The 24,735-nt window shown below is 75.0% G+C and carries 26 protein-coding genes; 6 read left to right on the forward strand and 20 right to left on the reverse strand.

What is annotated here, in order from left to right; translation table 11 throughout:
* Window positions 1-48 precede the first annotated feature (48 nt).
* The 11 genes from ACFVXH_RS27630 to ACFVXH_RS27680 all read right to left on the reverse strand — a co-directional run bounded on the left by ACFVXH_RS27630 (window position 49) and on the right by ACFVXH_RS27680 (window position 12,548).
* Complete coding sequence (locus tag ACFVXH_RS27630) at window positions 49-1,290, reverse strand: CynX/NimT family MFS transporter (RefSeq protein ID WP_387828191.1); 1,242 nt, start codon at window positions 1,288-1,290, stop codon at window positions 49-51.
* Window positions 1,291-1,354: 64 nt separating this feature from the next.
* Complete coding sequence (locus ACFVXH_RS27635) at window positions 1,355-2,077, reverse strand: FadR/GntR family transcriptional regulator (protein ID WP_049652863.1); 723 nt, start codon at window positions 2,075-2,077, stop codon at window positions 1,355-1,357.
* Window positions 2,078-2,384: 307 nt separating this feature from the next.
* Window positions 2,385-3,230 carry an HAD family hydrolase gene (locus ACFVXH_RS27640; protein ID WP_387828194.1) on the reverse strand — a complete coding sequence of 282 codons (846 nt, stop codon included), beginning with the start codon at window positions 3,228-3,230 and terminating at the stop codon, window positions 2,385-2,387.
* A gap of 49 nt (window positions 3,231-3,279) precedes the next feature.
* A complete protein-coding gene (serS, locus tag ACFVXH_RS27645; RefSeq protein ID WP_380782550.1) occupies window positions 3,280-4,554 on the reverse strand; it encodes a serine--tRNA ligase in 1,275 nt (424 codons plus the stop codon).
* 507 nt (window positions 4,555-5,061) lie between these two features.
* Window positions 5,062-5,997 carry a prephenate dehydratase gene (gene pheA, locus ACFVXH_RS27650; RefSeq protein WP_049652857.1) on the reverse strand — a complete coding sequence of 312 codons (936 nt, stop codon included), beginning with the start codon at window positions 5,995-5,997 and terminating at the stop codon, window positions 5,062-5,064.
* 160 nt (window positions 5,998-6,157) lie between these two features.
* Window positions 6,158-7,474: an iron uptake transporter deferrochelatase/peroxidase subunit gene (gene efeB, locus ACFVXH_RS27655; protein WP_387828199.1), complete on the reverse strand. Its 1,317-nt coding sequence runs from the start codon at window positions 7,472-7,474 to the stop codon at window positions 6,158-6,160.
* A 14-nt stretch (window positions 7,475-7,488) separates the two neighbouring features.
* On the reverse strand, window positions 7,489-9,525 hold the full coding sequence (locus ACFVXH_RS27660; RefSeq protein WP_387828202.1) for a FixH family protein: 2,037 nt from the start codon (window positions 9,523-9,525) through the stop codon (window positions 7,489-7,491).
* Between the two features lie 13 nt (window positions 9,526-9,538).
* Window positions 9,539-10,054 carry a copper chaperone PCu(A)C gene (locus ACFVXH_RS27665; protein ID WP_053112532.1) on the reverse strand — a complete coding sequence of 172 codons (516 nt, stop codon included), beginning with the start codon at window positions 10,052-10,054 and terminating at the stop codon, window positions 9,539-9,541.
* Window positions 10,051-10,710 carry an SCO family protein gene (locus tag ACFVXH_RS27670; protein ID WP_049660017.1) on the reverse strand — a complete coding sequence of 220 codons (660 nt, stop codon included), beginning with the start codon at window positions 10,708-10,710 and terminating at the stop codon, window positions 10,051-10,053. Before ACFVXH_RS27670 ends, ACFVXH_RS27665 begins: the two co-directional genes overlap by 4 nt.
* A 78-nt stretch (window positions 10,711-10,788) precedes the next feature.
* Window positions 10,789-11,538: a YcnI family protein gene (locus ACFVXH_RS27675; protein ID WP_387828206.1), complete on the reverse strand. Its 750-nt coding sequence runs from the start codon at window positions 11,536-11,538 to the stop codon at window positions 10,789-10,791.
* A 185-nt stretch (window positions 11,539-11,723) separates the two neighbouring features.
* On the reverse strand, window positions 11,724-12,548 hold the full coding sequence (locus tag ACFVXH_RS27680) for a hypothetical protein (RefSeq protein WP_079272020.1): 825 nt from the start codon (window positions 12,546-12,548) through the stop codon (window positions 11,724-11,726).
* Window positions 12,549-12,777: 229 nt separating this feature from the next.
* Here ACFVXH_RS27680 and ACFVXH_RS27685 point away from each other — a divergent pair, with 229 nt between their 5' ends.
* The gene (locus ACFVXH_RS27685) at window positions 12,778-13,425 is read left to right on the forward strand and encodes an ATP-binding protein (protein ID WP_387828209.1); all 648 of its coding nucleotides are present in this window, start codon (window positions 12,778-12,780) and stop codon (window positions 13,423-13,425) included.
* 127 nt (window positions 13,426-13,552) lie between these two features.
* Here ACFVXH_RS27685 and ACFVXH_RS27690 read toward each other — a convergent pair whose 3' ends face one another.
* From ACFVXH_RS27690 to ACFVXH_RS27720, 7 genes are all read right to left on the reverse strand, one after another.
* Window positions 13,553-14,812 (reverse strand): ABC transporter permease, encoded by a 1,260-nt coding sequence (locus ACFVXH_RS27690; protein ID WP_049657145.1) that lies wholly within the window; start codon window positions 14,810-14,812, stop codon window positions 13,553-13,555.
* Window positions 14,809-15,537 carry an ABC transporter ATP-binding protein gene (locus tag ACFVXH_RS27695; RefSeq protein WP_387828212.1) on the reverse strand — a complete coding sequence of 243 codons (729 nt, stop codon included), beginning with the start codon at window positions 15,535-15,537 and terminating at the stop codon, window positions 14,809-14,811. Before ACFVXH_RS27695 ends, ACFVXH_RS27690 begins: the two co-directional genes overlap by 4 nt.
* Window positions 15,534-17,072, reverse strand: coding sequence for a peptidoglycan-binding protein (locus ACFVXH_RS27700; protein ID WP_387828215.1), 1,539 nt, complete (start codon window positions 17,070-17,072; stop codon window positions 15,534-15,536). Before ACFVXH_RS27700 ends, ACFVXH_RS27695 begins: the two co-directional genes overlap by 4 nt.
* A 39-nt stretch (window positions 17,073-17,111) precedes the next feature.
* The gene (locus tag ACFVXH_RS27705) at window positions 17,112-17,687 is read right to left on the reverse strand and encodes a hypothetical protein (protein ID WP_387828218.1); all 576 of its coding nucleotides are present in this window, start codon (window positions 17,685-17,687) and stop codon (window positions 17,112-17,114) included.
* Window positions 17,684-18,607, reverse strand: coding sequence for a hypothetical protein (locus tag ACFVXH_RS27710; RefSeq protein WP_387828221.1), 924 nt, complete (start codon window positions 18,605-18,607; stop codon window positions 17,684-17,686). The genes ACFVXH_RS27705 and ACFVXH_RS27710 overlap by 4 nt, the downstream gene beginning before the upstream one ends.
* A gap of 99 nt (window positions 18,608-18,706) precedes the next feature.
* On the reverse strand, window positions 18,707-19,045 hold the full coding sequence (locus ACFVXH_RS27715) for a hypothetical protein (protein ID WP_074002028.1): 339 nt from the start codon (window positions 19,043-19,045) through the stop codon (window positions 18,707-18,709).
* Between the two features lie 84 nt (window positions 19,046-19,129).
* Window positions 19,130-19,354 carry a response regulator transcription factor gene (locus ACFVXH_RS27720; RefSeq protein ID WP_049657156.1) on the reverse strand — a complete coding sequence of 75 codons (225 nt, stop codon included), beginning with the start codon at window positions 19,352-19,354 and terminating at the stop codon, window positions 19,130-19,132.
* 238 nt (window positions 19,355-19,592) lie between these two features.
* Between ACFVXH_RS27720 and ACFVXH_RS27725 the strand changes: the two genes are divergently transcribed.
* Window positions 19,593-19,823, forward strand: a complete 231-nt coding sequence (locus ACFVXH_RS27725) for a hypothetical protein (RefSeq protein ID WP_049657159.1) — start codon at window positions 19,593-19,595, stop codon at window positions 19,821-19,823.
* A 20-nt stretch (window positions 19,824-19,843) separates the two neighbouring features.
* Window positions 19,844-21,184: an amidase gene (locus tag ACFVXH_RS27730; RefSeq protein ID WP_387828226.1), complete on the forward strand. Its 1,341-nt coding sequence runs from the start codon at window positions 19,844-19,846 to the stop codon at window positions 21,182-21,184.
* Here the strand turns inward: ACFVXH_RS27730 and ACFVXH_RS27735 are convergent.
* Window positions 21,181-21,822, reverse strand: coding sequence for a TetR/AcrR family transcriptional regulator (locus ACFVXH_RS27735; RefSeq protein WP_074002030.1), 642 nt, complete (start codon window positions 21,820-21,822; stop codon window positions 21,181-21,183). The two genes, ACFVXH_RS27730 and ACFVXH_RS27735, sit on opposite strands and share 4 nt — an antisense overlap.
* Before the next feature lie 166 nt (window positions 21,823-21,988).
* On the opposite strand from ACFVXH_RS27735, the gene ACFVXH_RS27740 reads away from it, so the two are divergent.
* Complete coding sequence (locus ACFVXH_RS27740) at window positions 21,989-22,855, forward strand: alpha/beta hydrolase (RefSeq protein WP_387828229.1); 867 nt, start codon at window positions 21,989-21,991, stop codon at window positions 22,853-22,855.
* Window positions 22,852-23,460, forward strand: a complete 609-nt coding sequence (locus ACFVXH_RS27745) for a TIGR03086 family metal-binding protein (RefSeq protein WP_387828232.1) — start codon at window positions 22,852-22,854, stop codon at window positions 23,458-23,460. Before ACFVXH_RS27740 ends, ACFVXH_RS27745 begins: the two co-directional genes overlap by 4 nt.
* Before the next feature lie 90 nt (window positions 23,461-23,550).
* On the opposite strand, the gene ACFVXH_RS27750 is transcribed toward ACFVXH_RS27745, so the two are convergent.
* Window positions 23,551-23,694 (reverse strand): hypothetical protein, encoded by a 144-nt coding sequence (locus ACFVXH_RS27750; RefSeq protein WP_158077691.1) that lies wholly within the window; start codon window positions 23,692-23,694, stop codon window positions 23,551-23,553.
* A gap of 203 nt (window positions 23,695-23,897) precedes the next feature.
* On the opposite strand from ACFVXH_RS27750, the gene ACFVXH_RS27755 reads away from it, so the two are divergent.
* Window positions 23,898-24,719: a protein phosphatase 2C domain-containing protein gene (locus ACFVXH_RS27755; protein WP_063780134.1), complete on the forward strand. Its 822-nt coding sequence runs from the start codon at window positions 23,898-23,900 to the stop codon at window positions 24,717-24,719.
* The last annotated feature ends 16 nt before the right edge of the window (window positions 24,720-24,735 follow it).

The raw sequence follows: 24,735 nt of genomic DNA on the forward strand, positions 1-24,735 counted from the left end.
GGTGTCCGGGGCTCACCGCCGTCCGGAGCTGTAGTGCGCGCGCTCGGCTCAGAGGGTGCGGTTGCGGCCCGCGCCCCAGCCGGCCGCGCCGACCACCAGGACCAGCACCAGCATCAGCACCAGGGGGGTCTCCCAGCCGCCGGTCAGCTGGCGCAGCGCACCCGCGCCGACCGGGCCGGCCGCCGCGACCAGGTAGCCGATCGCCTGCGACATCCCGCCCAGCTGGGCGGCACCGGCCGCGGTGTCGGTGCGCAGCACGATGAACGCCAGGCCCAGGCCCAGCGAACCGCCCTGGGCCACACCCAGGATCGTCGCCGACACCCACGCGGCGGAGACCGGCGCGACCAGCAGCATCGCGATGCCCAGCCCGTTCAGGGCGACCATGACCACCGCCAGCGCGCGCTGGCTGGTCATCCGGCCGGCCATCAGCGGCACCAGGAAGGCGCCCGCCACCTGCACCAGGTTGGAGAAGGCGAAGACCAGACCGGCCTGGCCGCGGTCCATGCCGTGCTCGGCCAGGATCGTCGGCATCCAGGCGACCAGGGTGTAGACCAGCAGCGACGAGATGCCCATGAAGAGGCTGATCTGCCAGGCCAGCGCGGACTTCCAGATGCCCTCGATCGGCTTGGCCGGCGCTGCGGCCGCGGCCACCGCCCCCTGCCGCTCCTGGCGGGAGCGCAGCACCTGCGGCAGCCAGGCCACCGCCGCGACCAGCGCGAGCAGCGACCAGGCGCCGAGCGAGGCCCGCCAGCCGCCGCCGAGCGCGTGCTCCAGCGGGACGGAGGTGCCGGCCGCGAGCGTGGCGCCGACCAGCATGGTGGTCGAGTAGACGCCGGTCATGGTGGCCGCGCGGTCCGGGAACTCGCGCTTGACCAGGCCCGGCATCGACACGTTCAGCACCGCGATCGCCACGCCGATCACCACGCAGCCCGCGTACAGGGCCGCCACCGAGGGCAGCACCCGCAGCAGCACGCCCGCACCCAGCACCAGCACCGCGCCGAGCACCACCCGCTCGGCGCCGAAACGGCGGGTCAGCCGGGGGGTGAGCGGGGCGCCGACGCCCTGGAACAGCACCGGGACGGTGGTGATCAGACCGCTCGCGGTGGCGGAGAGGCCGAAGGTCCGCTGGATCTCGCCGACCATCGGGGAGACCGCGGCCAGACAGGCGCGCATGTTCAGCGCGACCAGCACGATGCCGGTCAGCAGCAGCAGCGGATGGGCCAGCCGGACGCGGCCGGGGAGCGGGGCAGGAGCGGTGACAACCGGCTGCTGGGCACGGGTGACGGCCATGGGTGTGCTGTTCTTTCGTGAATGTGCGGGGGAAGCGGACGGCGGAAGGGAGGCTCGCGCCGTCCTACTTCCGGGCCGCGATGGCCGCGAGCAGCTGCTCGACGGCCGCGGTCGGGCCGGCGAGCAGCGCACGACACGCCGCCTCGGCCCGGTCCGGGTCACCGCTCTCGATCGCGTCGACCAGCGCCTCGTGGGTGGCCACGACCGCCTCGGGCATGTCGTGGTCGCCGAAGGCGGAGGTCATCGCCTCGCGGACGGAGGCACCGAAGTAGCGGTACACCTCGGCCAGCGCGGGGTTGTGCGCGGCCTCGACGACGGCGGTGTGGAACTCCAGGTCGTGCTCGACGGTGGCCTCGCGGCTCGCCCGCTCGGGGTGCGCCGCGAACACCTCGGCCTCACGGGCCAGGGCGGCGCGCATCCGCCGGACGTCCTCGGGGGTGTGCCGCAGCGCGGCCAGCCGGGCGCCCTCGGTCTCCAGCGCCGCACGGACCTCCAGGACGTCCCGGATGCCGGAGCGCTGGACGCCGCGCAGCACGGACGCCGGGTCGCTGGTGGAGCGGACGAACGTCCCCTCGCCCTGCCGGGAGACCAGCATCCCGGCGTGCACCAGCACCCGGATCGCCTCCCGCACGGTGTTCCGCCCGACGCGCAGCTGCTCGGCCAGCTCGTGCTCGGTGGGAATCCGCGACCCCACCGGCCACGCCCCACCGGCCAGCTGCTCCCGCAACTGCTCGATCGCGGTGTCGACCAGGGAACGCCGCCCGGCCGCCTGCAGACCGCCGCTCATGCCGGACCTCCCTTCCCACCGCACACGCCGAAACCAGTCGTCGGTCATCCTACAACCGCTTGCCCGGTCATCCTACAACCCATCCCTGACCAGCCCCTGAACCCCCCGATCGGCCTCACCCCACCCGGCGCCGGGGGTGCGTCTCCTCCCCAGACAGCAGTTCCCCGCGCCCCAGCAGGGGCGCGGGGAACTGCGCGGGGCGGAAGGCCGCAGCGGATGGCCCGATTGCCGGCGGTTCTCCGGCTTCGGGTGGGGCTGCGGGGTGTGCGAGCCCGGGGCACAGCGCACAAGGGCCGCGCCGGAGGCGTCAGCGCTGCGGGTAGAGGTGCTCCAGGACCGCGGCGACGCCGTCCTCGTCGTTGCTGGAGGTGACGGTGTCGGCGACGGCGAGGAGTTCCTCGTGGGCGTTGGCCATGGCGACGCCGTGGGCGGCCCAGCCGAACATCGGGACGTCGTTGGGCATGTCGCCGAAGGCGATGGTGTCGGCGGCGCGGACGCCCAGGCGGCGGGCGGCGACGGCCAGGCCGGTGGCCTTGGACAGGCCGAGCGGGAGCAGCTCGACCACGCCGGCGCCGGCCATCACCACGCCGACCAGGTCGCCGGCGGCGCGGCGGGCGGCCTCGGCGAGGGCGTCGTCGGTGAGGGCGTGGTGCTGGATGTACAGCTTGCTGAGCGGGGAGTCGTACAGCCCGCCGCGGTCGACCCGGACGACCGGCAGGTCGGAGCCGATCAGCAGCTCGTAGCCGGGGCCGGCCAGCACCTGACCGTCGAGGCCGTCCTGGTTGGCGGCGATGGCCAGCGGGCCGGTCTCGGCCTCGATCTTCTCGATCGCGAGCGCGGCGAGCCGCCGGTCCAGGGTGAGCGAGGTGAGCAGCTTGTGCGCGCCGGCGTCGTACACCTGGGCGCCCTGGCCGCAGACCGCTATCCCGGTGTAGCCGATCTCGTCGAAGACCGGGCGGGCCCAGACCGCGGAGCGCCCGGTGACGATGATGTGCAGCGCGCCCGCGCCGGTGGCCGCGGCCAGGGCGGCGCGGGTGCGCTCGGAGACGGTCTCCCCGCTGGTGAGCAGGGTGCCGTCGAGGTCGGTGGCGACCAGCCGGTAGGGCAGGTCGCCACCGTCGGGGGAGACGGGGCTGGGGCTGGTGGTGCTCATGGGCCGTACGTCTCCCGGGAGTGTCGCAGGTGGTGCTGGGCGGGCCGGCTTACTTGACCGGCTCGAGGACGGTCCGTCCGCCGAGGTACGGCCGCAGCGCCTCGGGCACGACGACCGAGCCGTCGGCCTGCTGGTGGTTCTCCAGGATCGCCACGATGGTGCGCGGGACGGCGACCAGGGTGCCGTTCAGGGTGGCGAGCGGGCGGGTCTTGCCGTCCTCGCGCATCCGGATCGACAGCCGGCGGGCCTGGTACTCGGTGGTGTTGGAGGTCGAGGTGACCTCGCGGTACTTGCCCTGGGTGGGGATCCACGCCTCGATGTCGAACTTGCGCGCGGCCGAGGCGCCGAGGTCGCCGGAGGCGACGTCGATCACCCGGTACGGCAGCTCCAGCGCGTTGAGGAAGTCCTTCTCCCACTGGAGCAGGCGCCGGTGCTCGTTCTCCGCGTCCTCGGGAGTGGTGTAGACGAACATCTCCACCTTCTCGAACTGGTGGACGCGGATGATGCCGCGGGTGTCCTTGCCGTAGGTGCCGGCCTCGCGGCGGAAGCAGGACGAGTAGCCGGCGTAGCGCAGCGGCAGCTTGTCGGCGTCGAGGATCTCGTCCATGTGGTACGCCGCGAGCGGGACCTCGCTGGTGCCGACCAGGTACCGGTCGTCCTCGGCGAGGTGGTACACGTTCTCGGCGGCCTGGCCGAGGAAGCCGGTGCCGTCCATGGCGGCCGGGCGGACCAGGGTCGGGGTGATCATCGGGATGAAGCCGGCCGCGGTGGCCTGGGCGATCGCCATGTTGACCAGGGCGAGCTCCAGCAGCGCGCCGACGCCGGTCAGGTAGTAGGAGCGGGCACCGGCGACCTTGGCGCCGCGCTCGGTGTCGATCGCGCCGAGGATCTGGCCGAGCTCGACGTGGTCGCGGGGCTCGAAGCCCTCGGCGGCGAAGTCGCGCGGGGTGCCGATCTCCTCGAGGGTGACGAAGTCCTCCTCGCCGCCGACCGGGGCGGCCGGGTCGATGAGGTTCGCCAGGGAGCGGAGCAGGCGGTCGGCCTCCTCCTTGGCCGCTCCCTGCTCGGCGTCGGCGGCCTTGACCTCGGCGGCCAGGTCCTTGGTGCGCTGGAGCAGGGCGGCCTTCTCGTCGCCCTTGGCCTGGGCGACCTGCTTGCCGAGCACCCGCTGCTCGCTGCGCAGTTCGTCGAAGCGGCTGCCCGAGGACCGGCGCCGCTCATCGGCGGAGAGGAGGGCGTCGACCAGGTCGACGTCCTCGCCACGGACGCGCTGCGAGGCGCGCACTCGGTCAGGGTCCTCACGGAGCAGGCGAAGGTCAATCACAGGCCCAAGCGTACCGGGAGACCGTTCCTCCACCGGTACGGCTTTTTCCCTGGGGATAACTCGTCCGCGCCTGTGGATAACTCCTGTGGGGAACTTCCCGTCGCCGGGTTATCCACAGGCCGGGCCCCGGGCCTGTGGATCAAAGGGGAGGATTGCCTTCCGCGTGAACGAACCAGGGAATTGAGGTTTCAAACCTCAATCAACCTTCTCGGGTGAGGGAATTGAAGCACTCGGACGGGTGATTTGCTGGCAACCGGGTGACTCTGGTCCGATTGGTCATCTCTGCGACGCAAACCGATGGTCCGACCGGGTCTGGGCAATGGCTATACCGGTTTGTCGACTCGTCCCCAGGCCTGTGGATAACTCCGGGCTGTGGACAGCGGGGAGCCCTGTGGACAGCGGTCTCCGGCCCCGACGGCCCCTGTGGACGACGGTGCGGTCACCCGCCCGGGCCGCCCGGGCCGGGCGAAAACAGTCGGAAAAGTCCGGAAGGACTCGAGGAGAAGCTCAGATGTCCCCGCGGCCGTCGAGCGCGCGGGAGAGCCAGTCCGCCGCCGAGGTGAAATCCCCGTCCGAGGTCCCCGGCCGGCGGTGGGTGGACTCCTGCCGGTCGGCGCGCGGATAGGAGCCGAGGTACCGCACCTGCGGGCAGATCCGCTTGAGCCCCATCATCGCCTCGCCGACCCGGCGCTCGGACAGGTGCCCCTCGCAGTCGATCAGGAAGCAGTAGCTGCCCATGCCCTCGCCGGTCGGGCGGGACTCGATCCGCATCAGGTTGACCCCGCGCACCGCGAACTCCTGGAGCAGCTCCAGCAGCGCGCCCGGGTGGTCGTCCGGCAGCCAGACCACCATCGAGGTCTTGTCCGCGCCGGTCGGCGAGGAGACCCGCCCCGGGCGGCCGACCAGGACGAACCGGGTGGCCGCGCTCTTCGCGTCCGCGATCTCCTTGACCAGCGGCTCCAGCCCGTAGATCGGCGCCGCGAACTCGCCCGCGAACGCGCCGTCGTAGCGGCCCTCGGCGACCAGCCGGGCGCCGTCCGCGTTGGAGGCCGCCGACTCCCAGTCCGCCTCCGGCAGGTTGGCCGCCAGCCAGCGCCGCACCTGCGGCTGGGCCACCGGGTGGCTGGTCACCGTCTTGATCCCGGACAGCTCGGTGCCCGGCCGCACCAGCAGCGCGAAGGTGATCGGCAGCAGCACCTCACGGTAGATCATCAGCGGTGTGCCGGAGGCGAGTTCGTCGTTGGTCGCGGTGACCGCGCCCTCCACCGAGTTCTCGATCGGGACGAACGCCCCGGCCGCCTCCCCGCCGCGCACCGCGTCCAGCGCCAGCGCCACCGAGGAGAGCGGCACCAGCTCCCGGGTCGCCGCCTCGGGCAGGGTGTGCAGGGCCGCCTCGGTGAACGTGCCGGCCGGTCCGAGGTAGGTGTAGCGGGTGGCCGACATGACGCCTCCGTGGGGTTCCGGGGTACTGCGCGGGCAGGGTGTGCCGAAGCAGTCACCCTAACGATTCAACGGCCCCGGCGGCCAAGCGTTCCAGTGGCCGGGACCGCGGCGGTGGATCCCGGGGGTCCGTGGTCGGACCCCCGGGGAACCGTCCGGGGAACTACCCCTCCAGCAGCTGCCGGCCGAGGTAGCCGCCGGGCGGCGCGCCCGGCGGCAGCGCGTACAGGCCGCTCGCCTCGTGCCGCAGGAAGCGGGAGAGGCCGTCGCCACGGGAGAGCTTGCGCTGCACCGGGGTGAAGCCCTTGCCCGGGTCGTTCTGGAAGGCGAGGAAGAGTAGCCCGGCGTCCGGTGAGCCGTCCGGCAGCAGCCCGTCGTGGTACGAGAAGCCGCGCCGCAGCATCGCCGCCCCGCCGTTGGCCGCCGGGGCGGCGACCCGGATGTGCGCGTCGGCGGGGATCGCCAGGGTGCCGTCCGAGCCCTGCGCGGTGAGGTCGACCGGGGAGCGCTCGCCGGCCCCGGCGGGCGCGCCGAGCGGGGCGCCGTCCGACTTGCGCCGCCCGATCACCCGCTCCTGCCGGTCCACCGGCAGCGCCTCCCAGTTGTCCAGCAGCATCCGGATCCGCCGGAACACCAGGTACGAGCCGCCGGCCAGCCAGGCCGGCTGGTCGCCACCGGCGGCGCAGAACACCTTGGCGGCGAAGCCGTCCTCGTCCGGCCGGGGGTTGTTGGTGCCGTCGATCTGGCCCATCAGGTTGCGCCCGGTCACCGGCTGGGCGGCGGCGCCGGGGGTGCGGGCGAAGCCGGCCGACTGCCAGCGCAGCGCCGCCGTACCGGCCGCCAGCCGCTGGAGCACCCGCAGGGCGTGCACCGCGACCAGGGCGTCGTCCGCGCCGATCTGGACGAACAGGTCGCCGTCGCCGCGGGCCGGGTCGAGCGCGTCGCCGGGGAAGGCGGGCAGCGGTGCGAGCCCGGGCGGGCGGCGGTCGGCCAGCCCGGCCTTGTCGAACAGCGTGGCGCCGAAGCCGACCGTGACGGTGAGCGAGCAGGGGCCGGCGTCCAGCGCGACCTGGTTGTCGAACTCCTCGGACGGCTCCCCGGCGGTCAGCCGGTCGGCCGCCGTCGTCCAGCGCTGGAGCAGGGTGCGCAGCCCGTCCCGGCCGACGCCCTCGGCCAGGTCGAAGGCGGCCAGCTGGACCCTGGCCTGCGGCGGGTCGGTGATCCCGGCCTGGTGCTCGCCGCGGAACGGCACCCGGGCCGCGCCCAGCGCGCCGCCCGGGCCGGCCGCGGCCCGGCCGCTCCGGTCGGGACGGTCGTAGGCGACCGCCCCGGCGACGCCCGCGCCGGCCCCGACCAGCAGCCCGGCCCCGGCGGTGCCGAGCAGCGCCCGCCGGGTGAAGCCCGCGGGCCCCGCCGAAGCGTGGTCCGCCGGGCCGTGGCCCGCCGGGTTGCGGCCCGTCGAAGCGTGGTCCGTCGACATGTCGGTCACCCCGCTCACCCGATCTTGAACTGCTGGGTCGGGGTGGTCTGGTCGATGTCGGAGGAGCGGATCTGCACCGACACCACCCAGGTGCCCGCCAGCGGCAGCTGCGCGGTGCCGCTCCAGCGGCCGGTGCCCTCCGGGGTGAGCGCGACCGGCAGCGGGCCGAGGTCGCGGTCCGGCAGGGTGAAGGCGAGCTCCACCTCGGGGACGTCCACCGGCTGCCCGTCCGCGCCGTCCAGCGCGAGCTTCACCTCGTTCGGCCCGGTCCGGGCCGGGTTGAGGGTGACGGTCGCGGTGCCCTTGGCGTTCGGCGTCCGGCCCTTGGTGTCGTACGGGAGCTTGAGGTCGACGGTGCGGCCCGGTTCGGTCTGCGGCGCCGCCGCGGCCCCGCCGGCGGCCGGAGCGGCGGCCGCCCCGGCCTTGACCTCGCCCGCCACCCGCCCGGGCGGGGAGTTGGTGAGCATCGTGGTGACCACCAGCACCGCCACCGCGACCAGCGCCTCGACCAGCACCGAGCGGCGCAGCCCGGCCCGGGTCGGGGTCAGCCCGCGGTCGCGTCCGGCGCTCCGCAGCGCGGCCCGCTGACGCTCCAGCTGCGCCTGCCGGGCCGGGTCCTCGCTGTGCGCCGCCACGGCGACCGGCTCCGGCAGCTCGGCCGGTGCGACCTCGACCGCCTCGGCCGGGGCCGAGCGCAGCCTGGCCAGCCAGGAGCGGGAGATCCAGGCGACGCCGAGCATCGCGGCCACGCAGCCGCTCTTCACCAGCAGCAGCCGCCCGTACTCGGTGCCGGTCAGCGCGCCCCAGCTGCCCAGGCCCCGCCAGGACTGGTAGATCCCGGTCCCGGCCAGGACGGCCACCGAGCCGAAGGCGATCTTCGAGAAGCGGTCCACCACCTCGGCGCCGACGCCCTCGCGCAGCGCGACCAGCAGCGCGGCCAGCCCGCCCAGCCAGAGCGCCATCGCGATCAGGTGCAGGATGCCGAGCGGCAGCGCCAGCCAGACCTGGATGCCCACCGAGGCGTGGTCGGCGCCGACCCAGGTCGCCGAGAGGGCGACGGCCAGCACCAGTCCGGCCACGCCGAGGCCGAGCCGGGCCTCGCGCTGCGGCCGTTCGGCGGCCCGCCGCTCCAGCTCGCGCAGCTCGGCGGCCTCGGCGTCGTCCTCGGCGGCCGCGCCGCGCGCGAGGTCGTCGGTGCCGGCCTCCTCCTCGTCCCGCGGCTTCGGCACGACCGGCCGCGGCGGCTGCCCCAGCTGCCCGACCAGCAGCGACAGGAACACCCCGCCCGCCGCGAGCAGCAGCAGCCGGGCGGCCAGCGCGGTGCCGATCCGCTCGTCCAGCGTGGCGCGCACCAGCGACAGGTCGAAGGCCTGCCCGATCCCGGAGCCGCGCTCGTACGGGCCGCGCAGCATCAGCACCGCGACGGTGGAGACCAGCAGCGCCGTCCAGCTGGTCATCAGCAGTCGCTGCACCCGGCGCCGGGCGGTGCCGGCCGGCCAGCAGAGCAGCACGAAGGCGGCGACGCCGACCAGCAGCGCGAAGGCGGCGTACGCGACGGTGCGCCCGGTGCCGTACAGGGCGGCGACCAGGCCGTCGGCCTCGGCGCCCTGGAGCGCGGTGGCCGACACCGAGGTGTCCGAGGGCGCGCCGATGGAGAAGGTGAACGCCCCTCCGACCGGGTGGGAGTCGTCCGAGACGGCCCGCCAGGCCACCGTGTAGGTGCCGTTGGCGAGTCCGTCGCGCAGCCCGACCCGGGCGGTGTTGCCCTTGCCGTCGGCGTGCGCCGGGTTGCCGGTGTCCACGGCCTTGCCGGCCGGGTCGAGCACCCGGACGGAGTCGCCGGAGAGCGAGACGGACTCGCTGAAGGTCAGCGTCACCGCCTGCGGGGCGGTGGCGACCACCGAGTTCTGCCGGGGGTCGGTGGAATCCAGGGTGGCGTGCGCGGAGGCCAGCCCGGCGCCCGCGAGCATCAGCGCGAGCAACGCGCCGAGCACTCCGAGCACCCCGGCGATCCGGCGGTGGGTGGCCTTCTCCAGGCCGGCCGACTGCATGGTGGCGGTCCCCTTAACTCTGGCCGGGGCGGTAGGTGAGCTCCTTGACCGGCACCTTGACCGAGATGGTGCCGGACTTGGCGAAGGTGAGGTCCAGCTCCAGCTCGTCGCCGAGGACCGGGGCCTTCTGCCATCCCATGATCATGAGGTGGTTGCCGCCCCGGGCGAGCTGCAGCGCGCCGTGCGCGGGGACGTCGAGGCTGTCCACCTGCTCCATGGTCGACGCGCTCGAGCGGTGCATGGTGACCGACTCGGCGGCCGGGCTGCTCACCTTGAGCAGCTGGTCCTGCCCGCCGTCGTTGCGGACGGTCAGGTAGCCGGCCGCCATGCCGCCGGCCGGGGGGAGCGGGATGTAGGAGTCGGCGACGCTGAGCCGGGCCGGCCCGGCGGCGGCACCGTCCTGGCCGCCCGCGCCGCCGCCCGTCCCGCAGGCGGCCAGGATGGCGCCGCCGCCCAGGGCCGTGGCGACGACGGCGCCGAGCAGGGCGCTGCGGCGGAAGCGGCCGGTCCCGGTCTGTGCCGGGGTCACGCCGCGACCCCCTTGGCGAGCAGCGGCAGGTCGTGCTCGTAGGTCTTCTCCTCGGTGCCGCTCATGTAGAGCACGTGCGCCTTGTCGTCCGAGGGGAGGAAGGCCAGCACCTGCGCGCCGTGGGTGGAGGTGACCGTGCCGTCCGCGTTGACGACCGGGTCCTCGATCATGATGCCGAGCGACCTGGCGGCGGTCTTCACCTTGGCCAGGTCCCCGGTGAGGCCTATGAAGTCGCTGCCCATCGAGTCCAGCCAGGTGCGCAGCACCTGGGGGGTGTCGCGCTGCGGGTCGGTGGAGACGAAGACGACGTTGACCTTCTGCCGCTCCTCCGCGGGGAGCGCCTTCATCGCGACGCCGATGTCGCCCATGGTGGTCGGGCAGACGTCCGGGCAGCTGGTGTACCCGAAGAACAGCAGGGTGGCCTTGCCGTTGGTCTGCTGGCGCAGGTCGAAGGGCTGGCCGGCGGTGTCGGTCAGCTGGAGGTCCGGCTTCTCGAAGTTCTTGGCGAGCTTGGTGCCCTGGTACGGGGTGTCCTCCTTCTGCCGGGTGACCTTGGCGGCGGTGGAGCCGCCGCCGGAGGAGCCGCAGGCGGAGAGGGTCAGGGCGGCGGCCAGCGCGAGGGCGGCCGCGCCGGCCAGGCGGGTGGTGCGGGGCATGGGAGTTCCGATCGTGCGGGGTGGGCCACCGGTGGGGCCCGTACCCGTGGTCCGGGTACGGGCCCCACCGGCGTGGGGTCAGGAGGCGGTGTTGCCGCTCTTGCGGCGCAGGCCGAGCACACCGACGGCGGTGCCGATCACACCGACGACGATGCCGACCACGCCCAGGGTGCGGGCGGTGGAGTCGCTGGACTTGGCGTCGCCGGCGGCGGCGGCCTGGTCGGAGCTGCCCCCGTGGGCGCCCGCGGCCGGGGAGGCGGTGACGCCGTGGCCGTCACCCTCGGCGGCCTTGGTGAGCTTCAGGACGGGCGCGGGCTTGGCCGGCTCGGGCTGGCCGTCCTTGGTCTCGTCGATCCAGCGGGCGATGTCGCCGTTGTCGTAGGTCTGGAGGGTCTTGAAGACCAGGTTGTCGGTGTCGGTCGGCAGCGGGCCGAGCGAGACCCGGAACTCCTGGAACTGGCCGGGGGCGATCTTGGTGCCGGCGTCGGCGGTCCAGGTGATCTTGGAGACGGCCTCGGTGACGTCGTTGCCGTGCACCTTGATCGGCTTGTCGAGCTTGGCCTTCTCGACCGCGGCGGTCCAGCCCGGCAGCGGCAGGGTCCGGACCGAGGCCAGCGGGTGGTCCAGCGGGAGGTTGACCTCCAGCTTCACCGTGCCCGCCGTGTCGCTCTCGTTCGGCACCCGGAAGTCGACGGCCGTGTAGCCGCCCTGGGCGGCCGCACCCGGGTTCACGGTGACGTGCGCGAAGGCGGGGCCGGCCAGCGCCACCACGGACGCGGCGGCGGTGAGGGCGACGGCGGCGAGACGGCGGGCGGGAAGGGAACGCATGATGCGGGTCTCCGATCGGAGCTCGGCGGCAGCCGGAACCGGCGACGGACGGGAGCCGTGCCGCGGGGGCCGCGGGGGTGGGGACGCGGGGGTGGAGCCTCGGGCCGCCCCGGTGGTCGGGGGAACGGCCGGACGGTACGCACGCCGGGCACCCGGGACGGCCGAGGGCCGCCAGGAAACGCCGGTCAGTACGCGAGGGCCCCGCACGGCGGGCCGCGCCGCACCACGCTGTGCCGCAGCACGGCACCCGCCGGGAGCGGGCTCTCCCCGCCCCGGGCACCGAACCGGCGGGCCGGGCCGGCCGTCCCGAACAGACCGCGCAGCAACGCGGCCACCAGCGCGAACGCCGTACGCAGCGGCGCCGCCCAGTGCTCCCGGGCGGCCGTGGCGGCCACCCGCAGCAGCTGCCACAGGGCCGCCTCGCCGCGCCGCAGCCACCAGCCCGCGACCAGCGCGGCGCCGAGGTGCCCGGCCAGCATCGACGGCGTCATGCCGAAGACCCCGGCCTGCCACCAGGGCGCGGCGGCGAACGCGTGCGGGTCCAGGCCCGCGGAGGAGACCAGCTGCTCCGGGGACGGGCTGCCCGGCAGGCCGAGCAGCGTGCCAGGTCGGGCCTCGTTGCAGATCAACCGGCCGGCCACCTGCGGCACCGTCAGCGGACCGGAGCCGCCGTGGTGCATACCGGCCATGGAGCCGCCGAAACCGTTGAAACCGTGGAAGAGGCAGTGCAGTCCGAGCTGCCCGGCACCGAGCGCCCCGGCGATGGCCGCCAGCGAACGCTCCCGCCCGCCGCAGACCACCGCGAACGCCAGCACCGCGGCGAAGCCCAGCGCCAGCGCGGTCGGCGGCACGTTCCCGCCACCCGCCAGGGCGTGCCCGGCGGCGGCTATCAGGGTGCACACCAGCGCGAACGGGACCGCCCGGGCAAGCCGCAGGTCCCAGGCGGCGGACCCCACCGGCTGGGCCGGTCCGGGGGCGCCCGGGAGCGGGGCGGCGGCGAGGGCAGTCATGGCCGGGCCATCCTCTCATTGCGTACGCCGCCGACACGGGCAGGGTGGGAAATCCCTACGAATGCCCCTTTCGGCGGCGCGTGCGAGGGGGCGTACGCGTCGCCCGGCACAGACCCCGGCCCCCGGTCCATCCGCCGAACGGGCGGTAGCGGCCCCCGGGCACGGTTCGCCGGGGAATCGCCCGGAGATACCTAGTTGTATGTGGAGCCGCAGCCAGGAGGGACCTCCCGTGGACATCTGGTGGACTCTGCACCTCAAGCGCGACCCGGCCAGCGTTCCGCTGGCCCGGCGCATCCTGCTCGGTGCGATGGCGACCGCGGGCGTCGACCCGCAGATCGCGGACGACCTCGGCGTCGCCCTCACCGAGGCCTGCGCCAACGCCGTCGAGCACGGCGCCACCGGGCGGCCCGACGACGGCTTCCAGGTCACCGCCTCGATCTGCGGCGACCGGCTGCGGATCGAGGTCACCGACTCGGGCCCCGGCCTGCCGGCCCCCGCCCCCGCCGGGGCCGCCGCCGTCCGCCGCACCCCCGCGCCGGACCAGGCCCGTCCGGCGGTGGCCGGCCGGGCGCCCCGCCGCACCCGCCGCGGCCGCGCGACCGTCCCGGCCCGCGTCCTCGCCGCGTACGGCCCCCGCCGTGACGGCCACCCGTACGACACCCACGTCCTGCCCTGTCGCCCCAGCGTCCCCACCCTGCGCCCGGTCGACCTGGACACCCTCCCCGACCTCACCGCCGAGTCCGGCCGCGGCCTCTTCCTCATCCACGCCCTCACCGACCACGTCCAGCTGCGCAATCACCCGCTGCGCGGGGCGATCGTCAGCTTCGACAAGATCCTCAAGTGGCAGGACGACGCGCTGCTGCGGGCGGCTTCGTAGGGCGGGCTTCGTTGTAGGGGACGGCGGGGGGCGGTCGTGGGCTTCGACAGGATCCTCAAGTGGCAGGACGACGCGCTGCTGCGGGCGGCTTCGTAGTTGTAGGGGACGGCGGGGGAGCCGGGGTCGGTCAGTGGCGCAGGGCTTCGGCCGGTTCGACGGCGGCGGCCCGGAGGGCCGGGTAGAGGCCGGCCAGCAGGCCCACCAGGCTGCCGGCCAGGGGTGCGGGCAGGACCGTCCAGGGCTGGAGCAGGGCGGTCCAGTCGCGGGCCAGCGCGACCAGCACCACGACGGCCACGCCGATCGCGGTGCCGATCAGCCCGCCGAGGGTGCCGAGCACGGTGGACTCGGTGAGGAACTGGGCCGCGATGTGCCGGGGCCGGGCGCCCAGGGCGCGCCGCAGGCCGATCTCGCCGGTGCGCTCCAGGACGGCGACCAGCGTGGTGTTGGCGATGCCGACCGCGCCGATCACCAGGCAGATGGCGGCCAGCAGCAGGAACAGCCCGGTGAGGTCGGTGGAGACGGAGTCCCGCAGGGTGTGCGGGTCGGGCGGGGCGAGGGCCTCGAAGTCCTGGGGGGCCTCCGGGCGCAGGGCGGTCGGGGCCTGGGAGGCGACCAGGGCGGCCGCGCCGGTCCGGGTGCGGACCACCATCCGGGCCCGGCCGTTCTCCCCGGGCGGCGGGTTGCCCCAGAGCGTCCGCGCGGTGGTGGTGGGCACCATGACGTCGAGCGCGGTCTCGGGCAGCCGGGCGCTGCCGTCGATGATGCCGATGACGGTGAAGCCGACGCCGTTGACGAACACCGCGGGGTGGGCGTCGAGGCGGCTGATGCCGAGCCGTCCGGCGGCGGCCGAGCCCAGGACCGCGACGCGCAGGCCGCGTTCGCTGTGGAAGGCGTTGTAGACGGTGCCGGCGGAGACCCGGGCCTCGATCGCGTCGAAGCCGCCGGGGGAGAGCGCCAGGACGTTGAGCCCGGCGCCGGAGCCGGTGCCGGGCACCGGGGAGGTGGAGATCTTCGGCTCGGTCAGCGGCGCGCTCCAGTAGACCCCGGCCGCGACCGCGCCGTTGAGCCGGCCCACCCGGCGGTCGGCGTCCTCGGGGAAGTCCATGGCGGCGCGGTGCTGGCCGTTGCCGAGGACCACCTCCGCTCCGCGGCCGACCAGGGTGACCGTGGTGTTCTGCAGGGCCGAGAAGCGCTTGCCGATCTGGCCGGTGGCGCTGGAGGTGAGCCCGAGGACGGCGACGAAGGCGCCGACGCCGAGGACGGTGCCCAGCAGGGTGAGCACCGACCGGCCGGGCCGCTGCACCATGCCGGACAGCGCCTCGCTCAGCAGGTCGGTCAACCCGAGCCGGGAGAGCGGGACTTCGGTGGACGTGGCGCGCCTCCTCACCGTTCGACCGCCGCCCCGGCCGCGCTCAGCCGGCCGTCCCGGATGGTGATGGTCCGCCGGGCCCGTTCGGCGACCTCGCGGTCATGGGTGATGACCAGCAGGGTCAGGCCGCTCCCGTGCAGTTCCTCGAACAGCTCCATGACCCGCAGGGCCGTCGCCGAGTCGAGGTTCCCGGTCGGTTCGTCGCACAGCAGGAGCGACGGCCGGTTCACCAACGCCCTTGCCACTGCGACGCGTTGGCGTTCACCTCCGGACATCCTGGAGGGCAGGGCCTCGGCGCGGTGGCCGAGGCCGACCTGGTCCAGGACCCGTCGGGCGGCGTCGGCCCGGCCCGCCCTGGCCGATCCGTTGTAGACCTGGGCGAGCATCACGTTCTCCAGTGCGGTCCGGTACGGCAGCAGGTGGAAGGACTGGAAGACGAAGCCGATCCGGCGGCCGCGGAGCGCGGTGCGGCGGGCCTCGGAGAGCGCGCCGGTGTCGATGCCGTCGAGTTCGTACGTGCCGCCGCTGGGCCGGTCGAGCAGGCCGAGCAGGTTGAGGAAGGTCGACTTGCCGGACCCCGAGGGGCCGATCACGGCGGCGTACTCGCCGCGGGCGACCTCCAGGTCGAGGGGGTGCAGGGCGGTGACCGGCGGTGGTCCGGGGAAGGTGCGGAACGCCCCGCGCAGCCGGATCACCGGGGTGTCGCGGTCGGCTCCGGCGCGGTCTGTCCCGGCCCCGCTCACCGGCCGACCACGACCTGCTCGCCGGGCTTGAGTTCGGCTCCGGCGGCGGGCTTGACCTCGACGAAGCCGTCCGCGGCGACGCCCGCCGTCACCTCCACGGTGCGCCGGGTGCCGTCGGTGCCCGCGACGGACACCGAGGTCCGGCCGTCGACGCCCGAGCTGATGGCGGAGGAGGGCACGGCGAGCACCTCGCCCTGGGTGGAGGCGGCGACCACGGTGATCCGGACGTCCTGGCCCTCCAGGGCCGGGTCCCAGGGGGCGTCGGGGGTGACGACGAGCGGGACGTAGGGGTCGGTGCCGGCGCCCGGGGCCGCCGGTGCCGCGCTGGCGGCGCCGCCCCCACCCCCGCCGCCACCGGGGCTTCCCGGGGTGACGAGCGCGCCCACCGAGCCGACCTTGGCGGTGAGTTGGACGCCCGTGGTCTCGGACAGCACGGTGACGTCCATGCCGGGCTTGACCAGCGGGGCGTCGCCGGGGAGCAGGTGGCCGGTCAGGTTGAGGCCGCCGGCGGTGAGGGTGAGGACCGGGGCCGTCACCTTGTCGCCGACCCTGGCGCCGACGGCACCCACCCGGGCCGGCAGCGCCGGCAGGAAGACCACCTCGGCGGCGGGCAGTTGGGGGCCGTCCTTGGCCTGGGCGCGGGCCAGGTCCTGCTGCTTGGCGGTGAGATCGGCGCGGGCCCGGGCGAGCGCGGCGGCACCTCCAGTGGTACCCCCGGCGGGTGCGCCGGTCCCGGTGGCTCCCGGGGCCGGCGCGCCGTTCTTGCCGGCCGCCGGGGCCGTGGCGGCCGGAGTGGCCGCCGCGGTCGGCTCGCCGCCGCCGCGGGCGGGCTGGCTCTCCAGGTCCCGGACGGCCTGTTTGGCCTGGTCCACGGCCTGCTGGGCGGTCCGGACGGCGGTGGCGGTCTGGTCGCCGGTGGTGGCCGCCGGGTAGCCGAGCTTCTGGTAGAGCCTGGCCACGGCGGCCTTGGTGGCGGCCCCGAAGTACCCCTTGTCGTCGCCGCCCGGGTAGTACCCCATGTCCCGGAGCACGTCCTGCAGTTGGCCGATGTCGCCGCCGGACTCGCCCGGTGCCATGTCGCGGTAGGCGGGTGTCGAGCCGGGCAGGGCGATCACCGGCCGTCCGGACACCTCGGCCAGCACCTGTCCGGAGTCCACCGCGTCCCCGCTGTTGACCTTCAGCGCCGTCACGATCGGGGTGCCGCCGCCCGGGCCGCCGGCGCTGGCCGAGACCGCGCCCGGCTGCACCGGGAAGGACTGGCCGGCCGTGAACACCCCGCGCAGGACGGTGGTGTTGGAGAGCACCCGCTGCACCACCGGTGCCGTGAGCACCGAGGCGGGCGGCGCCTTGGCGTCGGCGGCGGCCTGCTCCGGCGAGCGGATCAGGGTGGCGGCCCACATCCCGCCCCCGGCGGTGACCGCCGCGACCAGGGCGATCACGACGATCAGCCGCCGCCGTCGACGCGGGGTGGACCCGGCCGGGGTGGCGGGTTCCGCTGCGGTGGCCTCGGGCTCGGGTGTTTCCACGGCTTCCATTTCCGGTACGTCTTCCGGTGCTTCGCGCTCGGACGGGGGTCAGCTGCTGCGGGGCGCGGCGGCGGTGCCCCCGGGGCACGGCAGCGGGTTCTGGATGTCGGTGACCTTCCACACCCCGTCGATCCGACGCATCGTCATGATGCTGAGCTGTTCTGGGCGTTGGCCGACCTGGCTGATCTCGTGGCCGGTGCCCGTGTCCACGATCCGCCAGGCGTTCAGGTCGACGCAGTCGTACAGCCGGCGGGCCTCCCCGTCGGTCCGCACGCCGAGCAGCCGGTGCTTCACCTCGCCGCTCATGTGCTGCCCCTCCTGGCGCAGTTGGTCCACCGAGGCGCGAAGGATGGAGAGGTTGGGCTCGTCGGCGTGGGCGTCCAGCGGCGCGGCGGCGACGTCGCCGGCCCGGGCGACCTTCGTCCACTCGTCCCAGTAGGCGAGGTACGGCTGCCGCAGGTCGTCCCCGACCGCGGTCAGCCGCTCGCCGTTCGGGCCGGTGGCGGTGGTGCGGTCCGGGGCGGCCGAGGAGGTGCCGGAGCAGCCCGCGGCGGCCAGGACGGCGGCGCAGGCCAGGGCGGCGGCGGCCGTCCGCGCCGGGCGGCCGGGCCGGGCGCGGCTCACTGGCCGTGCTCCCGCAGCACCGTCGCCGCCTGGTCGAGCTGGGACTGGATGGCGGCGCGGTAGGCCTTCAGCTCGTTGTCGTGCTGCTCGATCAGCTGTTTCTGGATGGCGCTCTGGACGCCGAAGGCGATGCCGGAGAGGTTGGTCTGCCGGGTGCAGGCGACGTCGGCCTTGGCGGTGTCGATCTCCCGCTGGGTCACCGTGGGGCCCCAGGACTCGGTGCTGAGGCTCTCGGGGTTGCCGTAGGCGTAGCCCCGCTGCTTCATGCAGGACGCCCATTCGGTGGTGGCGGCGACCACCCGGGCGTCCGCCTTGGTGCGGTTCATCGACTGGCCGGTGAGGTCCCCGTAGACGTCGGCGGCGGGCGGCTTGTCGCCCTTGAGCTTGCGGTCGGCCTCGCCGGTGCAGCCGCCGGGCGGGGTGCTGCCGTCGGCCGGCTCGCCGCCGGTGGGGGACTTCAGCCCGGACAGCGCGGTGAACTCGGCGGGGTTCATCGGACTGCCGCTGCCGACCTTGGCTCCTCCGGCGGTGCCGGGCTGGTGGAACCCGTACTGGGCGGCCTGCGCCTCGTTGAGGAACCCGTACGGCGTGGGCATGTCGTCCTTGCCGGCCTTGGTGAGGTCGGCGTTGTTCGGCTGCCAGGAGGCGAAGCCGAGCCGCTTCATGCAGTCCTGGGTGAGCAGGCCCTGCGCCTTCGCGATGCCGGTCAGTTCCTGGGGGCTCGCCGCGAAGGCCCGCAGCGGGAGCTGCTGGGTGTCGGCCACGGTCGTCGGGGTGGGTGTCGCGGTCAGGGCGGGCGCGGCGGCCTGGCCGCCGGTTCCGCCGGTGGTCGGGGCGGCGCTCCCGCCGGAGGAGCAGCCGGTGAGCAGGGCGAGCCCGGTGGCGGCGACGACCAGGGCGGTGCGGCGGTGGGACCTCACGAGTGGACCTCATCGGGTGGGCGGGCCGGTAGTCTCGGGCGGAGCCCTCTTCGCCCCATTAGCGGTGGGGCGAAGAGGGCCGTGGTGCGGTGGGGCGGATCAGCAGCGAGTCGTCTGGCCCGTGCGGGCTCCGGAGATGTAGTCCTCGTGGGTGTAGCCCCAGACGCCGGTGTTCCGGTCGGTGTTGCTGTCCCAGTAGGACCAGCCGTTGACGGTCGAGCCGTTGGTGAAGCACCAGTCGTTGGTGCCGTGGCCCGGGTAGCCGATGCCGTTGATGGAGGAGTTGGTGTACGGGCCGCTGCGGATGTTGGCGGCGGTGGTGTAGTCGCTGACGTAGAGGGCGTTGGCGGCCCCGGTGCCGAGGGTCAGCGCGGCGACGGCGGCGGCCGCCACGGTGGCCACGCGGCCCATCCGGTTCTTGAGCATGGTGAGTCCCATCTCTCTTGGTGCGGAGGGTAGTTGCCGATGCCCCGAGTGGGGCCAGGACATCTCAGCACCGGGCCGGACGGTCCACCAGTGTCCTCAGGTACAGTCCTCCAGCCGGAACAGCAGGGCTGCCTGGGCCAGTTGGATGCGCGAGCACACGCCGAGCTGCTCGAACAGGGCGGCGGTGTGCGCCTTGACGGTCCGCTCCTCGATCCGCAGTTCGGCGGCGATCTCCTGGTTGGACAGGTCGGTTCCGATGAGTTCGAGGACTTGGGCGCGGCGCTGGGAGAGCCCCCTGACCCGGTCGGCCGCCGCGCGCATTCTCGAAAGATGATCGATCGTCAAAAGCTGTGCATCGCCCATCGGTTCCCCCCGTAGCCGAGTGTGGAGCGTACGCACGACAAGTCTCGGCCGGGCGGTAGGCCCAGTCAACGTGGATGTTACGGAGAGAGATGCTCCGGATGTCCGCGGTGAGCCGGCCGGGGGTGGGCCGTACGGGCCGCCGACCGGCGGTTCCGCTCCGGTTGCCGGGTGTGCGCGGCGGTCGGACGATGGGGGCATGATGCACCAGATGCGGGCCGAGTACGGCGCCGGCGGCGAGGCCGGCGGGGTGCGGCTGTGGCACATGGTCCGGGGCGAGGAGAGTGTGGCGATGTGCGGCCGCGAGCTCGACCCGGCCGCGCGGGTGCGGGAGGCGGTGGACTGGGGGAAGACCCCGGAGCTGTGCTGCCACACCTGCGGGGCGTACTTCCTGCGCGAGGCGCCGTACCTGGCGGCCGAGCACCCGTAAACGGCGCTACCGTGCTCGGCATGGAGGAATCCCTCGTCCGGCCGTCGCCGTTGACCGATGAGGCCGCCGGGCTGCGCGCCGGTGTGCCGGAACTTCCCGAGTACGTGGACCGGTTGTGCGCGCTGGTCGAGCGGGTGCACCCGCTGATCCACGCGTTCGTGCCGGAGCCCGGGCGGTACGACCGGCTGCGGTCGCGGGCGCGCGAGCTGGCCGTGCGGTACCCGGAGCCCGACCGGCGGCCGCCGCTGTACGGGGTGGCGGTGGGCGTCAAGGACATCGTGCACGTGGACGGGCTGCCCACGCACGGCGGTTCGGCGCTGCCGCCCGGGGTGCTGGCCGGGCCGCAGGCCGTGGTGGTGGACCGGCTGCTGGCGGCGGGGGCGATGGTCGCGGGCAAGACGGTGACCGCCGAGTTCGCCGCGAGCGCCCCCGGTCCGACCCGCAATCCGCACCGTCCGGGGCACACCCCGGGCGGCTCCAGCAGCGGTTCGGCGGCGGCGGTCGCGGCCGGGCTGGTGCCGCTGGCGATCGGCACCCAGACGGTCGGCTCGGTGATCCGCCCGGCCGCGTACTGCGGGGTGGTGGGCTTCCGGCCGACGTACGGGCGGATCCCGATCGCGGGGGTGATCCCGAACGCGCCGAGCCTCGACACCCTGGGGACCTTCACCGCCGACCTGGCGGGCGCGGCCCTGGCGGCCCCGCTGCTCTGCGACGACTGGCGGGGCGACGGCCGGCTTCCCTCCCCGGACCGGATCGGCGCCGGGGAGGTCCGGCCGCCCGTGCTCGGGGTGCCGGACGGGACGTACCTGGAGTGCGCCGAGCCGGCCGCGCTGCGCGCCTTCGAGGAGCAGCTGGCCCGGCTGGCGCGGGCCGGGCTCACGGTGCGCCGGGTCGAGCTGTTCCCGGACTTCGCCGAGGTCGCCCGGCAGCTGCAGACGGTCAACCGCTTCGAGCTGGCCCGCGGCCACGCCGACTGGTTCGCCCGCTTCGGCGGGCTCTACCGGCCGGAGACGGCGGCGGGCATCCGGGTCGGCCGGGGCGTCGCGGCCGAGGACCGGGAGGCCGCCCTGCGGTTCCGGGAGCGGCTGCGCGAGCGGGTGGCCGCGGCGGGCGCGGCGGCCGGGGTGGACCTGTGGCTGGCGCCCTCGGCGACCGGCGGGGCGCCGGAGGGCCTGCACAGCACGGGGGACGCGGTGATGTCGCTGCCGTGGAGCTTCCTCGGGCGCCCGGCGCTGAGCCTGCCGGCCGGGCGGACCGGGGACGGGCTGCCGCTGGGCCTCCAGGTGGTCGGCGCGCCCGGCGGGGACGAGCTTCTGCTGGCCCAAGCGGCGTTCGTTGAAAGGGTGTTGACGGAGCGTTAGGCGAGCGCCGGGTCGGCCGGGTCGGCGGCCTCGGCGCGCAGCAGGCGCAGCAGCAGGCGGCCGGCCCGCTCGTACGGGGTGTCCTCGTCGTGCAGCACGGCCTGGGAGTTGGCCGTCTCCAGGACGGCGATCAGGGCGAAGGCGAGGTCCCCGAGGTCGGTGTCGGGGCGCAGGGCGCCGGCCGCCCGGGCGGCGGCGAGGGTCTCGACGACGGTGTCGGACCACTCCCGGGCGCAGCCGGCCAGGGCGTCCCGGACGGCGCCGGGGCGGGCGTCGAACTCGGCGGTGACCTCGTAGAAGAAGCAGCCGCCGGGGAAGACCCGGGCGCGGGAGTAGGCCAGCCAGCTCTCGCAGAGGGCACGGGCCCTGGCGAGGCCGGGCGGGGTGTCGGCGACCGGGGCGACGACGGCGTCGGCGAAGATCCGGCGGGCGGCGCGGACGGTGGCCAGCTGCAGCTCCTCCTTGGAGCCGAAGCCGGCGAAGACGCCGCTCTTGCTGAGCCCGAGGTCGGTGGCGAGGCGGCCGATGGAGAGCGCGTCCAGGCCCTCGACGGAGGCGATCCCGACGGCGCGGCGCAGCACCGCGCGGCGGGTCTCCTCGCCGCGCAGGACCCGTCCGTCCGTGGTCGTTCCGGCCATCGTCCGCGCCCCTGTTCTGCTCGTCTGTTCCGCTCGCCCTGCGTGCCGCCCAGGGTAGTGGGTGCACCGGGGCGGCCTCGGAAAGCCCTAAAAACTGCACGAACGGTCGTGCTAATATCTCGCCGCGAACGAGGCAGGACAAGGAGCGCGAGAGCAGGGAGACCCGATGGACCCGACCCGCGGACTGATCCGTACGACCCTCAACCCCACCGCCCGGATCGCCCCCGGCCTGGCCGGGCGGGCCGCCTTCGAGCTGTTCACGCACCCGGTCCGGCGCAGCCGGGTGCGCGCGTCGGAGCGGGAGGTGCACGGCCGGGCGGCCACCGAGCGGCTCGCCGTGAACGGCAAGGCGGTGGTCGGCTACCGCTGGGGCAGCGGCGAGCGGCCGGTCCTGCTGCTGCACGGCTGGCGCTCCCGGGCCTCCCGGTTCGCCCCGTACGTGCCCCGGCTGCGGGCGCTCGGGCTGAGCGTCGTCGCCTTCGACGCGCCGGGCCACGGCGACTCCGGCGGCCGGACCACCGGCGTGCCGGAGTACCGCGAGCTCGCGCTGAGCCTCCAGGAGCGGTACGGGCCGTTCGAGGCCGTGCTGGCGCACTCGCTGGGCGTCTGCGCGGCCTTCGGGGCGCTGGCCGACGGCCTGCGGGCGGGCCGGCTGGCGGCCGTCTCCGGGGTGTCCCGGGTGGGCTTCTTCCCGGCCGCGTTCTGTGCCGGGCTCGGGTTGGACGCCGAGGTCGAGCGGGCGCTGCGGGAGCGGATCGAGCGGGAGCTGTTCGGCGGGGACGCCGGGGGCTGGGAGCGCTTCGACGCGGCCCGCCGGGTCGAGGCGGTCGACGGGCCGGTCCTGGTCGTGCACGACGAGGGCGACACCGTCGTCCCACCGAGCGAGGCGTACCGGCTGCGCGAGGCGTACGGGGAGCGGCTGGAGCTGACCATCACTCAGGACCTGGGCCACAGCAGGATTATCGCGGAGCCGACCGTTGTTGATCAGGTGATCGGATTCATCTCTGCCGGCCGGGAGGTCGCTGTCGTATGAGGATTGTCGAACTGCACGCACAGGCCATGGAGTTGGCCGTCCAGGTGGTGGACGGCCTACGGCCGGACCAGCTCGACCTGCCCACCCCCTGCGCGGGGTGGACACTGCGCAAGCTGCTGGAGCACTGCGTCGGCCAGCACCAGGGCTTCGCCGCGGCCGCCCGCGGCGCCGGGCCGGACCTGGCGCTGTTCGCGGACGCCCCGCTCGGCGCCGACCCGGCGGGCGCCTTCCGGCGCACCGGGACCGACCTCACCGCGGCCTTCCGGGAGGCGTCCACCGCGGACCGGCCGATCTGGCTGGCCGAGATCCGCGACGGCGGCCCCTTCCCGCTCACCCAGGCGGTGGGCTTCCACCTGCTGGACACCCTGGTGCACGGCTGGGACGTCGCCGCCGCGCTCGGCACCCAGGACGCGCTGGTCGCCGCGGTGGACGGCGACGACGCGCTGGCCACCGCGCTGCTGACGGTGACCGAGGCCGTCCCGAACACCGAGGAACACCGGGCGCCGGGCCGGGCCTTCGCCCCGGGGCTCGAACCCGGCGGCGGCACCGGCCGGTTCGACCGCGCCCTGGCACTGCTCGGCCGCGACCCGGCCTGGAAGCCGTAACGGCGGTGGTGGCCCCGGGGTTTCCGGAACACAGGGGATTCCGGAAACCCCGGGGCCTGCCTTCGGCCCGCGTCCGCGGTCGGGCAGGCCCTACGGGCGGCGGGCGGCCCCGGCGCCCCGGCTCTCGGGGCCGCGCTGCTCGTCGGGGAAGCGCGGGCCGCCGATCAGGAAGAGCAGTGCGGCGGTCGGGAAGCCGAGCGAGGCGGCCAGCAACACGATGAACTCCCAGAACATCTTCCGCTCCTCGTCAGTCGCGGGCCGCCCGGACACCCGAAGGTGATCCCAAACCCGACCCGCTCCGATTGGCCGAATCGTCCGGTCACTGTCCGACGGTATGGCCGAATCACCCCGGCTGCCACCGGGCGCCGGCCCCCGGCCCGCGCCACACCGGCGCACGGGTCTGGGCGCGGGCCGGGGGCGGCGGCCACACTGTCGGGATGCAGCTACAGCTCGCAGGGGAAGCACGGCGGCCCGACCGCGAGAGCGAGGACTTCGCGGTGGCCTCGCCGGAGGCGCTGGTCCTGCTGGACGGCGCGAGCTCGCCGGTCGGCCTGGAGTCCGGATGCCGGCACGGGACGGCCTGGTACGTGCGCCGGCTGGGCGTGCACCTGCTCGCCCGGCTCACCGACCGGGCGGACCGCTCGATCGCCGACTGTCTGGCCGACGCCATCGTGGAGACGGCCGCGTTGCACGGCGGCCGCTGCGACCTGGCCCACCCGAACACCCCCGCCGCGATGGTCGTCGCGGCCCGGCGGCACGGCGAGGCGCTGGAGTACCTGGTGCTCGGCGACTCCCTGCTGGTGCTGGAGTTCAAGGACGGCCCGCCGAAGGTGATCGGGGACAACCAGCGCTTCCCCGGCGGCGAGGAGCTGCGCCGGCAGGTCTGGGAGACCGTCCCCGGCTCGGCCGAGCGGGCCGCGCTGCACCTGGAGTACGTGCTGGCCGTGCGCGCCGCCCGCAACCGGGGCAACGGACCGTGGATCGCCGCCGCCAGCCCTCGGGCGGCCGAGCACGCCGAGACCGGCTCCGTCCGGCTGGACCGGCTGCACGCGCTGGCCGCCCTCACCGACGGCGCCTCGCGCTACACCGAGCGCTTCGGGCTGGGCAGTTGGGGCGACGTGCTGCGGCTGCTCGCCGAGTCCGGGCCGGGCGAGCTGATCGCCCAGGTCCGGGCGGTGGAGCGGGCGGACGCCGGCTGCGAGCGCTGGCCGCGCGGCAAGACGCACGACGACGCCTCGGCCCTGTACGCGCTGCTGTAGGCGGTGGACGCGCGAG

Origin of the sequence: Kitasatospora sp. NPDC058184 (genome assembly GCF_042883725.1) — a bacterium.
Taxonomy (GTDB): domain Bacteria; phylum Actinomycetota; class Actinomycetes; order Streptomycetales; family Streptomycetaceae; genus Kitasatospora.

Bases quoted from the DNA above. Each gene is read 5' to 3' on its own strand.
- ACFVXH_RS27630 (WP_387828191.1), bottom strand. From the start codon at position 1,290: ATGGCCGTCACCCGTGCCCAGCAGCCGGTTGTCACCGCTCCTGCCCCG.
- ACFVXH_RS27635 (WP_049652863.1), bottom strand. From the start codon at position 2,077: ATGAGCGGCGGTCTGCAGGCGGCCGGGCGGCGTTCCCTGGTCGACACC.
- ACFVXH_RS27640 (WP_387828194.1), bottom strand. From the start codon at position 3,230: ATGAGCACCACCAGCCCCAGCCCCGTCTCCCCCGACGGTGGCGACCTG.
- pheA (WP_049652857.1), bottom strand. From the start codon at position 5,997: ATGTCGGCCACCCGCTACACCTACCTCGGACCGGCCGGCACGTTCACC.
- efeB (WP_387828199.1), bottom strand. From the start codon at position 7,474: ATGTCGACGGACCACGCTTCGACGGGCCGCAACCCGGCGGGCCACGGC.
- ACFVXH_RS27660 (WP_387828202.1), bottom strand. From the start codon at position 9,525: ATGCAGTCGGCCGGCCTGGAGAAGGCCACCCACCGCCGGATCGCCGGG.
- ACFVXH_RS27670 (WP_049660017.1), bottom strand. From the start codon at position 10,710: ATGCCCCGCACCACCCGCCTGGCCGGCGCGGCCGCCCTCGCGCTGGCC.
- ACFVXH_RS27675 (WP_387828206.1), bottom strand. From the start codon at position 11,538: ATGCGTTCCCTTCCCGCCCGCCGTCTCGCCGCCGTCGCCCTCACCGCC.
- ACFVXH_RS27680 (WP_079272020.1), bottom strand. From the start codon at position 12,548: ATGACTGCCCTCGCCGCCGCCCCGCTCCCGGGCGCCCCCGGACCGGCC.
- ACFVXH_RS27700 (WP_387828215.1), bottom strand. From the start codon at position 17,072: ATGGAAGCCGTGGAAACACCCGAGCCCGAGGCCACCGCAGCGGAACCC.
- ACFVXH_RS27715 (WP_074002028.1), bottom strand. From the start codon at position 19,045: ATGGGACTCACCATGCTCAAGAACCGGATGGGCCGCGTGGCCACCGTG.
- ACFVXH_RS27720 (WP_049657156.1), bottom strand. From the start codon at position 19,354: ATGCGCGCGGCGGCCGACCGGGTCAGGGGGCTCTCCCAGCGCCGCGCC.
- ACFVXH_RS27725 (WP_049657159.1), top strand. From the start codon at position 19,593: ATGATGCACCAGATGCGGGCCGAGTACGGCGCCGGCGGCGAGGCCGGC.
- ACFVXH_RS27730 (WP_387828226.1), top strand. From the start codon at position 19,844: ATGGAGGAATCCCTCGTCCGGCCGTCGCCGTTGACCGATGAGGCCGCC.
- ACFVXH_RS27735 (WP_074002030.1), bottom strand. From the start codon at position 21,822: ATGGCCGGAACGACCACGGACGGACGGGTCCTGCGCGGCGAGGAGACC.
- ACFVXH_RS27740 (WP_387828229.1), top strand. From the start codon at position 21,989: ATGGACCCGACCCGCGGACTGATCCGTACGACCCTCAACCCCACCGCC.
- ACFVXH_RS27745 (WP_387828232.1), top strand. From the start codon at position 22,852: ATGAGGATTGTCGAACTGCACGCACAGGCCATGGAGTTGGCCGTCCAG.
- ACFVXH_RS27750 (WP_158077691.1), bottom strand. From the start codon at position 23,694: ATGTTCTGGGAGTTCATCGTGTTGCTGGCCGCCTCGCTCGGCTTCCCG.
- ACFVXH_RS27755 (WP_063780134.1), top strand. From the start codon at position 23,898: ATGCAGCTACAGCTCGCAGGGGAAGCACGGCGGCCCGACCGCGAGAGC.